The 13911-nt window shown below is 74.5% G+C and carries 11 protein-coding genes; 1 reads left to right on the forward strand and 10 read right to left on the reverse strand.

The window, feature by feature from the left end:
• Positions 1-11: 11 nt before the first annotated feature.
• Positions 12-5864: a WD40 domain-containing protein gene (locus tag IE239_RS22205; protein ID WP_229878248.1), complete on the reverse strand. Its 5853-nt coding sequence runs from the start codon at positions 5862-5864 to the stop codon at positions 12-14.
• A gap of 137 nt (positions 5865-6001) precedes the next feature.
• Between IE239_RS22205 and IE239_RS22210 the strand changes: the two genes are divergently transcribed.
• A complete protein-coding gene (locus IE239_RS22210; protein WP_229878249.1) occupies positions 6002-7267 on the forward strand; it encodes an ArsB/NhaD family transporter in 1266 nt (421 codons plus the stop codon).
• A gap of 99 nt (positions 7268-7366) precedes the next feature.
• Here IE239_RS22210 and IE239_RS22215 read toward each other — a convergent pair whose 3' ends face one another.
• The 9 genes from IE239_RS22215 to IE239_RS22255 all read right to left on the reverse strand — a co-directional run bounded on the left by IE239_RS22215 (position 7367) and on the right by IE239_RS22255 (position 13772).
• Positions 7367-8257, reverse strand: coding sequence for an inositol monophosphatase family protein (locus tag IE239_RS22215; protein ID WP_190151123.1), 891 nt, complete (start codon positions 8255-8257; stop codon positions 7367-7369).
• Positions 8232-8891: a hypothetical protein gene (locus tag IE239_RS22220; protein WP_190151124.1), complete on the reverse strand. Its 660-nt coding sequence runs from the start codon at positions 8889-8891 to the stop codon at positions 8232-8234. Before IE239_RS22220 ends, IE239_RS22215 begins: the two co-directional genes overlap by 26 nt.
• 44 nt (positions 8892-8935) lie before the next feature.
• Positions 8936-9889, reverse strand: a complete 954-nt coding sequence (locus IE239_RS22225) for a hypothetical protein (protein ID WP_308435405.1) — start codon at positions 9887-9889, stop codon at positions 8936-8938.
• 74 nt (positions 9890-9963) lie between these two features.
• Entirely contained in the window at positions 9964-10485 is a 522-nt protein-coding gene (locus IE239_RS22230; RefSeq protein WP_190151126.1) for a hypothetical protein, read from the reverse strand.
• The gene (locus tag IE239_RS22235) at positions 10469-10978 is read right to left on the reverse strand and encodes an RNA polymerase sigma factor (protein ID WP_190151127.1); all 510 of its coding nucleotides are present in this window, start codon (positions 10976-10978) and stop codon (positions 10469-10471) included. The genes IE239_RS22230 and IE239_RS22235 overlap by 17 nt, the downstream gene beginning before the upstream one ends.
• Entirely contained in the window at positions 10975-11673 is a 699-nt protein-coding gene (locus IE239_RS22240) for a class F sortase (protein ID WP_190151128.1), read from the reverse strand. Before IE239_RS22240 ends, IE239_RS22235 begins: the two co-directional genes overlap by 4 nt.
• The gene (locus IE239_RS22245; RefSeq protein WP_190151251.1) at positions 11670-12023 is read right to left on the reverse strand and encodes a Tat pathway signal sequence domain protein; all 354 of its coding nucleotides are present in this window, start codon (positions 12021-12023) and stop codon (positions 11670-11672) included. The genes IE239_RS22240 and IE239_RS22245 overlap by 4 nt, the downstream gene beginning before the upstream one ends.
• Before the next feature lie 22 nt (positions 12024-12045).
• Positions 12046-12270 (reverse strand): hypothetical protein, encoded by a 225-nt coding sequence (locus IE239_RS22250; protein WP_190151129.1) that lies wholly within the window; start codon positions 12268-12270, stop codon positions 12046-12048.
• Between the two features lie 44 nt (positions 12271-12314).
• Complete coding sequence (locus IE239_RS22255) at positions 12315-13772, reverse strand: gamma-aminobutyraldehyde dehydrogenase (protein WP_190151130.1); 1458 nt, start codon at positions 13770-13772, stop codon at positions 12315-12317.
• Between the last annotated feature and the right edge of the window lie 139 nt (positions 13773-13911).

Genomic DNA, 13911 nt, shown 5'->3' on the forward strand with positions numbered 1-13911 from the left:
GCGGGCGGTCCTCACCGCAGCGGCTCCTCCAACGGCACCTCGCGCACGCCCGGGAGGTGGCCGTCCAGCTCGCCCGGCTCGAACCGGCACATGCCCACCGCGTGCCAGAACTCGCCGGTGACGTCTCCCTCGTACTTGTAGCCGCCGGACGGCGCGAGCGCGGCCCAGCCGCCCGGCAGGCCGACCAGCACGGCGCGCAGCGCGACCGGGCCGTCGGCGGGGACCTCCCAGAGCCGGACGGTGCCGTCCTCGCCGCCGCTCGCCAGCAGCGAGCCGTCGGGGCTGAAGGAGACCGCCAGCACCCGGCCGGTGTGGCCGGTCAGGACGGCGGCCTCGCGGCCGGTGCGGGCGTCCCAGAGGCGGACCGTCCGGTCGTCGCCGGCGGTCGCGAGCAGCGGGCGGCGCGGATGGGCCGCGGCCGTCCACAGTTTGCCGGTGTGGCCGGTCAGCCGGTGCACGGCGGCGCCGTCGCGCCAGATCACCGCCCGGCCGTCCCAGGAGGCGCTGGCCAGCCAGGAGCCGTCGGCCGCGAACGTGACGGCGTACACCCGGTCGGCGTGTCCGTCGAGCACGGCGGTGACCCGGCGTTCGGCGACGTCCCAGAGGCGCACCTTGCGGTCGTCGCAGCCGGTCGCCAGGACCGCGCCGTCGGGCCGGAAGCCGATGGAGCGGACCCGTCCGAAGTGCTCGCCGATGGTGACGACGTGCGCGCCGGTCGCCCGGTACCACAGGCACACCGTGTCGTCGTCGTTGGCGGTGGCCAGCAGTTCGCCGTCCGGGCTGAACGCCTCCGCCCAGACGTGGTCGGTCTCCACGTCCATCTCGCGCTGGTACTCGCCCGTCTCCGCGTTCCACAGGTACATGTCGCCGTCGCTGCTCGCGGTGGCCAGCAGGGGGCCGCCGGGGCTGAACACGGCCGAGACCAGCCGGTCGCTGTGTCCGGCCAGCTCCCGCAGCCGCCGCCCGGAGGAGGTGTGCCACAGCCGGACTACGCCGTCGTTGCCGCCGGCCGCCAGCATCGAGCCGTCGGCGCTGAAGGACAGGGTGGCGATGCGCCGCCCGTGTCCGCGCAGGATCCGCCGCCCCTGGCCGGTGGCCGGGTCCCAGAGCCGGACGACACCGTCGTTGCCGCCGGTGACCAGCAGCGAGCCGCTGTCCGGGGCGAGCCCGGCCCCGGCGGGCCCCGCGGTCCCCTCCCCGGCGGGACGGAACTTGCACACCCACACCGAGCCGCGGTGCTCGGGCGGCCTGCGGGTGAGCGGCACGGCGACCGGGTCGCCCTGCGGGTCGACGCGCCACAGCCGCACGACGCCCTGGCTGTCCCCGGCGGCGAGCAGGGTTCCCTCGGGGTCGAACAGCACCTGGTACACGGCTCCGCGGCAGCCGCCGAGGACCCCGGCGCCGGCCCCGGCGGCCAGGTCCCACAGCCGCACCTCCCCCTCGGTGTCCCCGCTCACCAGGAACCGGCCCCCGGGGTGGAAGTCCAGCGTGTAGACGCGGCCCGCGTGTCCGTCGAAGGTGTGCAGCACGCGCCGCCCGGCCACGTCCCACACCCGCACGGTCCCGGCCCGCCCGTCGCCCATGTCGCCGGTGGCCAGGAGCGTCCCGTCGGGACTGAACCGGGCCCGGAACACCGCGCCCCGGTGGCCGGGCAGCGCGCCCAGCAGGCGGCCGTCGGCGAGATCCCACAGCCGTACGGCGGCCGAGGCGTCCCCGGTGACCAGGGTGCGGCCGTCCGCCGCGAAGGCGACGGTGTAGACGGGCGCGGAGTGACCCGGGAGCCGGTGCAGGGGCCGGCCCGTGGCCGTGTCCCACAGGGTGACCACACCGTCGGCGTCGCCGGTGGCCAGCAGGGCGCCGGCGGCGTCGAGGACGACCGGCCAGACGCCGGCGTCATGGATGCGCAGGACGTGCCGGCACGCGCCGGACACCGGGTCCCACAGTCGCACGGTGCCGTCGGCGCCGCCCGTGGCCAGGACCCGTGCGCGGAACTTGACGGCGTAGACGCGGTCGGTGTGGCCCTGCAGGGTGCGCAGCGCGGTGCCGGTGACGGCGTCGCAGACCAGGACCCCGCCGTCCTCGCTGCCCACGGCGAGCAGTTCGCCGTCCGGGCTGTACGAGATCGGTTCGGGCAGCCGGCTGGTGCGCATGTCGAAGCCGTAGGGCACGCCGACCGCGCAGGGCCGGAACCCGGAGTCGACGCTCATGCCGGGGGCGAACGCGGCGGCGGCCAGTTCGGGGGTGTCCGGCAGCCCGGCCCCGGTGGTCGCGCCGATGAGCGCGGCGCGCCGCCAGTTGCCGCCCTCGACGCGTGCGCCGGTGAGGTCGGTGCGGATCAGCCGGGCCCGCCGCAGGTCGGCGCCGCGCAGGTCGGCGCCGCTGAGGTCGGCCCCGTCGAGCCGCGCGCCGGTCAGCCGGGCGTCGCGCAGGACGGCGCCGGAGAGGTTCGCACCGACCAGGCGGGCGTCTGTGAGATCGGCGCGGGTGAGGTCGACGCCGGAGAAGTCGCGGTAGGAGAGGTCCTCACCGCCGAGGGCGGCGCCCCGCAGATCGGTGTGGGCGGGCACCCTCAGCCGGGAGAGGATCTTCACGGCGTTGGCGCGCGACACCTCCGCACCGCCGGAGTCCTGCTCGTCCAGCACGCCTTCCGCCCACTCCTGGCAGGCCCGGTGGTCGGCCAGGTCGCACAGGAACTCCACGGCGAGCCGGCTGAGCCCGCGCCGGCCCAGCAGCGTGCTGTCCCCCGCGGCCAGACGCAGCGCGCACTCGCGGGCGATGAGCCACTCCACCACCGACCCGTGGATGAACCGGAACACGCCGTCGTCGCCGCGCACCAGCAGGCTGCCGGAGCCGACCGCGTGCGCGGCCTGCGGGACGGACAGACGGCTGTCGGCGAGTCCGGTGAGGGTCTCGGCCACGTCCGTCAGCTCGTCGAGACGCAGTGAGTCCTGGCCGCTCTGCCACAGTCGCAGGGCGAGCGCGGTGACCGCCCGCCACAGCTGGTCCAGGCTGAGTCCGGGGGCCCGTCCGGCGCCGCCGCCGGCCCGTTGCTGCTCGAAGCGCAGCCAGGCGGTGAGCACCTCCTGGTAGAGGCCGGCGGGGCTGAGGGCGCGGCCCGCCCCTGCGACGGCGCGCAGCTGGTCGTCGTCGAGGTCGGCGACGAAGCCGAGGAGACGGGGGTTGCGGCACAGGGCGAGCAGGTCGGGGATGGCGTCGAGCAGATGGACCCGGCGGTCGGCGGCGCGGTCGTCGCCGTCGTAGCGGTTGACCAGGTAGGCGCGGATCTGCTGCGGGGTGAACTCCTGGACGGACAGCACCCGGCGGTGCGGGAGCAGGCCGACGCGTTCGCCGAGCGCGGTCAGCACCTGTCCCTGGGAGCGGAAGTGCTGGGTGCGGCTGCTGACGACGATCTTGGCGCTGTCGACGGCGGAGTCGAGCAGCACCTGGAGGCGTTCGGCGGCGCGGTCGTACGTCACCCGGGTGACGAGTTCGTCGAAGCCGTCGAAGAGGAGCACGATCCGGCCCTGCTGGAGCATGTACCGGAAGGCGCGCAGGTCGATGTTGTCGACCCCGTGGGCGGCGAGGTGGGCGGCGACCAGGCCCTCGAAGGAGTAGGCCCGGTCCAGTGCGTTCAGCTCCACCAGCAGCGGTACCAGGTGCGGGAGTTCGACGGGGATGCGGCGGGCCAGCTCGCGCAGGGCGAACGTCTTGCCGTGGCCGAAGTCGCCCAGCAGGAGCAGGAAGCGGCCCTGGTCGGAGTCGAGCAGGCGCAGCATGTCGTCGACCAGGCCGTCGCGGTCCTCGGCGTCGAGGCGCTCGATCTCGCGGTAGCGCTGGGGCAGGTACATGCCCGGCGGGTAACGCGGATCGGTGCGCAGCCGCTCGCTCTGGGCTCCGACGTACGCCCGCAGGTCGAGCAGGCCCTGGAACTCGGTGAAGCTGCGCACCCGGACGCCTCGGCGGCGGGCCTGGTCGCGCAGTTCCCGGGCGGGCGGCGGGCCGTCGTGGACGAGTTCGGCCTCGGTCTCGGAGTCCGCCGCGTGGACGAGGGCGACCACGCGCTCGACGTCCTGGTCGGTGGGGGTGCCGGTGTGGACGGCGACGCGCTGCTGCCGCACGAAGCCCGACTGGGTCCAGGTGACGAGGAGTTGGGGCACCGGTCCGGCCACCGGTCGGATCTGCGCGCCCTCGTGCCGGGTCCGGCACACCTCCGCGACCCGGGCCAGCAGTATCTCGGCGGGGGACGGCACGGCGCGCGGCTCAGGGTCGGGGTCGGCGCCCGCGTCCGGTGTGCCGCCGGGAGCGTCGCCGGGGGCGCCGGCTGCCTCGTCGGGGGCGAGGGCGCGGTGGGCCCGTCGCCAGTCGGCCCGGGTGCGGCGCGGCTCGCCGGGGCCCGGCCAGACGGCCAGTTGGTCGCGGCCGATGCGCAGCAGCTGGTGCCGGGCGGGGCCGGCGGCGGCCAGCAGCGGCAGCTCGCCGACGGCGGTGGGCAGCACGGAGTGCGCGCCGGGGCCGGTCGGGCCGTGCAGCAGCAGATGCAGCCGGGGGGCGGTGAGCCGGGCCAGCACGTCGGTGTCGCGCAGCGGCCCCGAGCCGTCCGGGGCGCCTGCGCCGCGCAGCACGCCGGCGCGGGCGGTGCCGGGGGCGTGCCGCAGCGCGCCGATCCGCAGCCAGCCCTCCTCCTCGTAGGGCCGCAGCGCCTGCGCGAACCAGGCGGCCTGCTCGGGGCCCACGAAGCCGTACTGGTCGTCGAGCCGGTGGCTGTACGCCATCGAGGAGTTGAGCCCGGCGACGACGGTGTGCAGTTCGGGCACGGGGAAGAGGGTCCACGGCTGATCGCTGTCGAAGACGGCGTCGAGCCCCTGGTAGAGCTCCTGGAAGAGCCGGGCGAAGTGCCGCCACTTGGGCCAGTACGGCGGCCGGGGCGGCATCTCGTCCGCCTCGCAGGTGCTGAAGTAGGCCCGGCACGCGGCCTGGTTGACGTCGTGGCCCCCGGGGACGAGGGCCACCCGGTGCGGCTCGAGGCCGAGCAGCGCCCGCAGTCCGGTGAGGAAGGAGAGCGCCTGGTCGAACTCGCGGGGGCTGCCGGAGGCGGTGAGGTCGCCGGTGACGACGAGCAGATCGGGGCCGGGCGCGCCCGCGTCGGTGAGCTCGACGAGGTCGCCCCAGATCGCCGCCTGCAGTTCGGCCGGGTCCTGACCGCGTCCGAAGGCGGGCCCGGCCAGCTGCAGCACGGTGACCGCGTCACGGGTCGCCGGGGCTCCGGCGACGCGCGGGTAGCCGGGCGGCGCGGCGGGCCTGCGCCGTCCGGCCCAGCCGGTCCGCCCGAGCGGCCGGCCGGTCCGCGGCGCGACCGGGGCCGGCGCGGCGGGCGGCCCGGGCTGTCCGTCGCCGGGGTAGCCGGGCCGCAGGCTGGGCCGGGCCCGGCCGTCGAGGGCCTGGCGCACCCGGGTGAGCAGCAGGTCGCGGGCGGCGGACGGGTCGGTCACCGGCACCAGGTCCACATAGGTGAGGGTCGCCAGGAGCCCCTCCACCGGGATGTCCTCGACCCGGACGGTGATCAGCCGGCGCTCGGGCACGTCCGGGTCGGCGCGCAGGGCGGCCTGCCACTCCATGCGGCCGTACCGGGAGCGCTCGTAGTTGCGCGAGAGGACGGCGATGACGGCCGCGGACTCGCTCACCCCGCGGTCCATGAAGTCGACGAAGTTGGTGCCCGGCACGAAGTCCCAGGCCTGCACGACGGTCCGGTATCCGGCCTCCTCCAGTGTCCAGGCGATCCAGGACGCCCAGCGCTCGTCCGCCGGCGAGTAGCTGACGAAGAAGTCCAACGGCTCCGTGTCACCGCTCATCTGACGTTCCCCCATGTCTTCATGATGCAGTGAACGAGCGTCGGCATGAACTGTTTTCGCAGCCGCGGGGGCGGCCGGTGGGCCCCCGCGGCGAATCTGTCCCGAAGCAGCCCCTGGTCACACGGACGCACAACTGTGCGACCCTTCCCCTCGTGCGTGTCTTACGGCGTCTGCATGTCCTGGACCGGGTGGCGATCGCCCTCCTGGCGACCGGGCTGGCCTGCGTGGCCACGGGGTTGCTGCCCACCGGTTCCGCGTCCGGTGCGATGACCCGGATCGCGCCGCTGCTGGCGTTCCTGGGCACGGTGATCGTGCTCGCCGAACTCACCAGCAGGGCCGAGGTGTTCGACGTGGTGGCGGCGCGGATCGCGCGGGCGGGCCGGGGCAGCCGCCCGCTGCTGTTCCTGCTGTGCGTGGCCTTCGCGTCGGTCACGACGATCTCCCTGAACCTGGACACCACGGCTGTGCTCCTGACGCCCGTGATGCTGGCGCTGGCCTCCCGGGTCGGGATCGCGGCCCTCCCGCTGGCGATGACGACGGTCTGGCTCGCCAACACCGCGAGCCTGCTGCTCCCCGTCTCGAACCTGACCAACCTGCTGGCCGCGGACCGGGTGGCGCTGTCCTCGCTGGGGCTGGCGGGCCGGATGTGGGCTCCGCAGCTGGCGGCGATCGCCGTGACCACGGCCTGGCTGTGGGTCTTCTTCTGGCGCCCCGCGCGCCGCACGGACGCGGAGGCACGGCGGCGGGAGCGGGGCGGGCCGGGCGCGGTCCGCGTCGGGCAGGAGGAAGGGCCGGCGAAAGCCGGGCGGTATGTGCCGCCCGCGGCGCACCGCCCGGCCGACCCGGTGCTCTTCCGCGCCTGCGCTCTCGCCTGCGGCGGCTTCCTGCTGGCCATCCTGGTCGCCGACGTGCCGTTGTGGACGGCGTCCGCGACGGCGGCGGCGGTGGCCGTCACGGCGTTCGCGCTGCGGGAGCGCACGGCGCTGCGGTGGTCCCTGGTGCCGTGGCGGCTGCTGGTGATGGTGCCGGGGATGTTCCTCGTGGTGGAGACCGTCACCGCGCACGGCCTGCACGGCCTGCTGGCCGCCGCGGTCGGCGACGACGACGGCGTCCTGGGCCGGTTCCGCGCGGCGGCCGTCGGCGCGGGGCTCTCGAACGTCCTGAACAATCTGCCCGTCTATCTGGCCGGCGAGGGGGCGGTGCCGGTCGGCAACCACGAGCAGCTCCTCGCGCTCCTGATCGGCACCAACGCCGGCCCGGTGGTCACTCCGTGGGCCTCCCTGGCGACCCTTCTGTGGTACGAGCGCTGCGTCGCGCACGGCGTGCGGGTGCCGCTGGCCCGGCTGGTCGGCACGGGGGCGGTACTGGCCGTCACGGCGGTGACGGCGTCGGTGGCGGCCCTGGCCCTCACCCGGTAGCCGTGGTGCCGCCACCCCGTGGTCACGGCGCGCCCGCCCGGTGTCCGCGGCGTCCTCACCCGGCAGCCGAGGCGCCGTCGCACGACGGCCGTCGCGTCCTCACCCGGCGGCCGTCGTCCCGGCCCGCCCCTGCGGCGCGCTGCCGAGGAGGGGGGTCACGGCCGCCACCATGTCCAGCAGGGACGGCAGGATCTCGGGACGGCCGGCGACGAAGGAGCGGTCCGTGTCGGGGCCGGTGAAGCCGGCCGTGAACTCGCCGCCGTCCAGCCGGCGCAGGACCACCCCGGCCTCCCGGGCCAGCAGGGCGCCGGCCGGCAGGTCGATGGCCTCGGCGCGGTAGCCGACGAAGCCGTCGATGTCGCCCCTGGCCAGCATGGCCCAGGCGACCAGCGGCGCCCAGAGCTGGAGCAGCCGGCGGGCGCGCAGCTCCAGGCCGTGCCGCAGGACGCGGACGGCCGGATCGTCACGGCGGACCGCGTGTCCCTGGGTCCAGGCCAGCAGCGGCCCCGCGGGGGACTGCGGCCGACGCGCCGGGGCGAGCGGGCCGGCCGGGCCGTGCGCGCCCGCCCCGTGCCGGGCCGTCCAGGTCCGTCCGGTCACCGGGTCGTGCACCACGCCGACCACCGGCGCCCCCTCCACGCACAGGGCGACGCCGACCACGTAGACGGGCAGGCCGATCACCACGTTGTTGCTGCCGTCGAGCGGGTCCACCAGCCAGGTGCGGCCGCCGCCCCCGCCGTCGCCACCGCCCAGGTCGCCGGCCTCCTCGGCGAGGACGCGGTCGTGCGGGAAGTCGGCGCGGATCCGGTCGACGACCATGCTCTCGGCCAGCAGGTCGAGGTCGGTGACGACGTCCCCGAGGGCGCCCTTGGGACGGGCCGCGAACCCGTCGGGGAACCGCGACCGCAGCAGCGCCCCGGCCGCCTCGGCGGCCGCCACCGCCGTCCGGCACTCGGCGGTGAAGTCAGACGGACGGGGGGTGTGCCTCATGGATCCTCCTGAGCGCGGCCTGGGCGATCCGGACGGTCTGGGCCGCGTCGCACATCCTGCGGACCACCCGGTGGCCCGGAGCCCGTATCGGGCCCAGGGAGAGGTCCGCCCGGCCGGGCAGCGTCCGCCCCAGCACCAGGGTGGCGGTCGGACGGCCGTCCGGCACCACGGTGGTGTGGAACTCGCCCGCCGGAAGGGCGTAGGTCTGCCCCCGTGAGCTCGACTGTTCGGCGCCCGGCAGACAGCGCACCAGCCGTCGGGTGGGCCGCAGTTCGTCCACCCCGGACGGTGCGCTGTGCACCTCGAACACACGGTGGGTGGGCCGCGCCGCCTCCTCGGTCACCTCCATCCGCCGGTTGTTCAGCTCCCCGTACAGCACCGTGCTCGTCAACTCCCAGCTGTGCGAGTGCACTTGGTGGCCGGTCAGGATGGGGTCGGCCGGTCCGAAGACATGCACGCACACGCCCTGCGCCCCGTCGCGCAGGACGGGCAGGCAGACGAACCCCAGCGGATGACGCACCGCGCGCAGCGCCCGGCCGCCGGAGACGACGCCCTCGAGTTGCGCTGCGGCGTGCCGCACCAGCTCGACGGTCGCACCCCGCCGCGCGGCCCGTTCCAGGGCCGGGTAGTCCATCACTCTCCCGAAGGCCTCTCGTCAGGATCCGGCGGAGGACGCGCTCACCGGCGGTAGGGGTCCTCCGCACGCAGCGCCTTGTCGATGACGTCGGCGACGTCGCGGTCGGTGAAACCGGCCGGCAACGCCAGTCCGAGCCGGTCGAGCAGACGTCTGACCTCGTCGACGGTCGGCTCCTCGCTCAGCGGGGTCGCCTCCCGCAGATCGAGCTTGACCGCCTGCTCGCGGCTCTGGTGCAACTCGGTGACGTAGTAGTCGTACAGCGGCCGTCCCCGCTCCACGAACAGGCTGACGCGGCGCGGGTCGTCCTGGGTGATGATCAGGCAGGTGTCGGACAGGTCGAAGCGCAACGCCGGAGCCACGGAACTGAGATGGACGTCGATCTCCAGGGTGTCCAGCCGTTGCCGGTGCCAACTGGCGGCCACGACGGTTGCGTAGGACTCCTTGCGGGTGCGTTCCGGCGTCCAGCCGTCGCCGTCCCCGTGTCCGAAGGTGCGCCGGAAGCGCGCGTAGGCCTCGCACACCTTGTCGTCGGCCGGGTCGACGATGTCGATCTTCATGCTGAGCGAGCGGCGCTGCCGCTGCGCCTCCAGCACGCACTCGGGCAGGGTGACCGCGCGCAGATAGGTCCCGGTGCCGCCCTTGAACACCCAGCGGCTGGTGCTGCGCCGGGCCCGCTCGTGCGCCTGCCCCACCTCCGGACCGGTCAGCGTGCGGACCATGGCCAGGTCCTCGATCGCCCGGCCGGTCCCGGCGGTGGCGGCCCGGATGTCGGCCATCCGGCGCCGGCGCTCGGTCAGCGAGCCGTAGACCAGCGCGGCCAGCACCAGGAGGATGGAGCCGGTGACGATGTCGTCGTCGAAGTCCTTGTCCGTGATGTCCAGCAGCCCCACGGTGAGGGCCACGGCGATCGCCACGAGGCCGTCCGCGTTGCGGACCGCCCAGGCGATCGACTCCTCGAGACGACGTCCCGACGGCTGCGGTGCACTGCGCGACACGACCACCCTCCCCCGACGGCGGACTCCATGGTAGGAGCAGTCGGCCCCGGACGGCTACGGTGCGTGAATCGGCCTCAACGGCGCGCTTTCGACGGCGACGGCGTACTGGACCGCGTGCCGGGCAGGGTCGACCGCGTGTCCCGCGCGCTCGGCGTCGGACCCGTGCCGAGGGTGCGGTCCGTGCCCGGGACATCGGTGCCGACGCGCGCAGCCGGGGTGTCGGGGGCGCGTGTGTCGGCCGCCCCCCGGGTAGGGCGCTGGGCGCTGTCCGACGGGGTCGTGGCCGGCCCGGGCAGGGGTCCGGTCGACGGCCCGCCGGTCACCGCGGGCGGGGCGAGCGGCACCGACGGGCGCACGGGCGCGTCGGACGCCGTCAGACGCAGCGGCAGCAGGACGGCGAAGACCGTGACCGCGCACGCCGCTCCGACCCCGGCCGCGGTGCGCAGCGTCCGGCGGCGCACCGCACCGCGACGGATCTCCTCGTAACGGCCGGGCGGCGGACCGAGGTGGCCGGCGGGGGGTCGCAGGATGACGGTCAGGGGGTCGTCGGGGTCGAGGTCCGGGCCGTCGTCGAAGTCGTCAGCCGGTGTGATCAAGGCTTCTCCTCAGGTGGACGCGGAGCAGTTCGCGGGCCGCGTGCAGATCGGCCTTGACGGTTCCTTCCTTGCGTCCGGTCAGCACGGACACCTCCCGGATCGGCATGTCAGCGTAGTAGTGCAGCAGAATCGGCACCCTCAGCCGGTCGGGCAGGGACTGCACGAGCATCCGCACCGAGGGGTCGGCCTGTTCGGCCGGCGGGGCGACGGCGACCTCGACGGTGACCCGGCGCACGGCCCGGCGCTCCCGTTCCAGCTTGCGCCAGTGGTCGCGGACCAGGTTGGCGGCGGTGACGAAGAGGAAGCCCTGGGGCTCGCTCACCGTCGTCCAGCGCGCCCAGAGCCGGGTGAACGCCTCCGAGGCGATCTCGTGCGCCGTCTCGTCGTCGTCGACGAGACGGCGGCACCAGCCGGCGAGGCGGGGGTAGAGGGCGGCGAACAGTTCGGACGCCGCCCTCTCGCGCGAGCGTGAGCGTGAGCGTGAGCGTTTCAACGTTCTCCCGCAGTACTCGACGCGTCACCGGATCCGGATCCGGGCCCGGATCCGGATCCCGATGACGTCCCGGTGCTGAGCACGGCGAAGACGATCACGTTGTCGCGGTACCCGTCGCCGGTGCGCGGGCCGCCGCACGTGATGAGACGCAGTTCGGGCCGGCCCACGTTCCCGTAGACCTCCTGGGTGGGGAACCGCGCCTTCTCGACGGTCCGCACCCGGGTGACGACGAATCCGGCCGTCGTGCCGTTCTCCAGGCGCACCGTGATCCGGTCGCCCTGGTGCAGCCGGTCGAGGTGCCGGAACACGCCGTCGCCGTACTGGCCGACCGTGACGTGGGCGAGGATCACCGACGGTCCGGTCTGCCCCGGCGTCGGCGAGTGCTCGTACCACCCCGCGCGGTCGTGCCGCTCGACCGGAGGCACCTGCACCGTGCGATCGGCGGCCAGTCCCAGCCGCATGACCGGGGTGTCGACCCCGATGGCCGGGATCCGCAGCGTGACCGGCACCGAGCGCGCGAGAGGCCGCGCGGCTCGGGCGGCCGGAGCGGAATCGGCCGAGGAGTGTCCGCCCGCGGCGGTCGTACCGGTCGTGCCGGGCTCCGCGGCCGGCTCGGCCCCCTGGGCGGCGCAGCCTGTGAACAGCAGCACCGCCAGGGCCGCGAGTGCCGGGGCGCGCCTGGAGAGCGGGCTCATGCGCCGGTCGCCCTCCGGCGCCGCACGACGTAGAAGACGGAGCCGGCCGCGGCGAACGCCGCCGCCGCGCCGCCGCCGATCAGCGTGCCGTTGCCTTCGGAGGGCGACTCGGCGACGCCGGTGTCGGCCGCTCCCCTCGGCACGACGCCGACCTGGCCGCGGTCGGTGGCCGGAGCCATGGTCCCCTCGGACGCCTTGGTCGCGCCGCGGTCGGACCCGTCCGTGGCGGGGCTCTCACCGCGGGTGCTGGGAACGGGGGTCGGCGTCCGCCCGTCGGCGAGCGCGGGCGCAGCGCCGATCAGCAGGGCCGTGCTCGCAACTGCCAGGGCGGCAAGGCCCGTTCGGGGCATGAGTCGCATGAATCGCTCTCTTTCATCGGTCCGTTGACGGATCGAGCGAAGAGACGAGGCAGCCCGGGAACAGGTTGTAAAGAGATGGCAAAGTCGCGAAGGCCGCGCCCGATCGCCGCGGGACGCGCCCCCGCAGCCGCTCGCAGGCGACCGCGCCGGAGCCGCCGACGCACACGGTGAAGCCCTGATCGACGCCGACGCCGACGCGCGACACCGCCGCCGGCGCCGGGCGAAGCGCGACGGGCACGGCGAAGGACCGCCGTGCCCGTCCGCGGACGTACCCGCCGAGCCCTAAGCGTCGAGGGACGTCATCACGTGCTTGATGCGGGTGTAGTCGTCGAAGCCGTAGCCCGAGAGGTCCTTGCCGTAACCGGACTTCTTGAAGCCGCCGTGGGGCATCTCGGCCACCAGCGGGATGTGGGTGTTGATCCACACGCAGCCGAAGTCGAGCTTCTTGGACATCCGCATGGCGCGGCCGTGGTCCTTGGTCCACACCGAGGAGGCGAGGGCGTAGTCGACGCCGTTGGCCCACTCCACGGCCTGGTCCTCGTCCCGGAAGGACTGGACGGTGATGACCGGCCCGAAGACCTCGTTCTGGATGATCTCGTCGTCCTGCTTCAGCCCGGAGACGACGGTCGCGGCGTAGAAGTAGCCCTTGTCGCCGACCCGCTCACCGCCGGCCTCGACCTTGGCGTGGGCGGGCAGCCGCTCGATGAAGCCGGCCACCTGCTTGAGCTGGTTGGGGTTGTTCAGCGGTCCGTACAGCACGTCCTCGTCGTCCGGCTGCCCGGTCTTCGTCTCCGACGCGGCCTTCGCGAGCGCGGCCACGAACTCGTCGTGGACGGACTCCTGGACGAGGACGCGGGTGGCGGCCGTACAGTCCTGCCCGGCGTTGAAGTAGCCCGCCACCGCGATGTCCTCGACGGCCTTGGCGATGGCCGCGCTGTCGAGGTCGTCGAACACGACGACCGGCGCCTTGCCGCCCAGCTCCAGGTGGACGCGCTTGAGGTCACGGGCCGCGGACTCGGCCACGGACATGCCGGCGCGCACCGAGCCGGTGATGGACGCCATCGCCGGGGTGGGGTGCTCGACCATCAGCCGGCCGGTGTCCCGGTCGCCGGTGACGACGTTGAAGACGCCCTTGGGCAGGATCGAACCGATGATCTCGGCCATCAGGACGGTGGACGCCGGGGTGGTGTCCGACGGCTTGAGCACCACCGTGTTGCCGGCCGCGATGGCCGGGGCGAACTTCCACACGGCCATCATCATCGGGTAGTTCCACGGCGCGACCTGCGCGCAGACGCCGACCGGCTCACGCCGGACGATCGAGGTCATCCCGTCCATGTACTCGCCGGCCGAGCGGCCCTCGAGCATCCGGGCCGCGCCCGCGAAGAAGCGGATCTGGTCCACCATCGGCGGGATCTCCTCGGAGCGGGTCAGCCCGATCGGCTTGCCCGTGTTCTCCACCTCCGCCGCGATGAGGTCCTCGGCGCGCTCCTCGAACGCGTCCGCGATCTTGAGGAGGGCCCTCTGGCGCTCGGCCGGAGTGGCGTCCCGCCAGCCCGGGAAGGCCTCGGCGGCGGCCGCCATGGCGGCGTCGACGTCCGCCTGGCCGGACAGCGGCGCGGTCGCGTACGCCTCGCCGGTCGCGGGGTTGACCACCTCCGTGGTCCGCCCGTCGGCGGCGTCCCGGAACTCACCGGCGATGTAATTCCGTAGTTTGCGCATCGGACGCAGCTCGGTGCTCACTGCCCGCCTCCTGATCGGTTCTCACTGCTGAGGGGTGCCCATGGACTGAGACATCACCCTAATCCGCGGACCCGCGTTTTCAACACCCCCGAACGCGTGAAGTCTGCGGATTCCGCAGATCTCACACACCCAGACAACG

It is taken from the genome of Streptomyces humidus, from assembly GCF_014649655.1.
GTDB classification, from domain to species: domain Bacteria; phylum Actinomycetota; class Actinomycetes; order Streptomycetales; family Streptomycetaceae; genus Streptomyces; species Streptomyces humidus.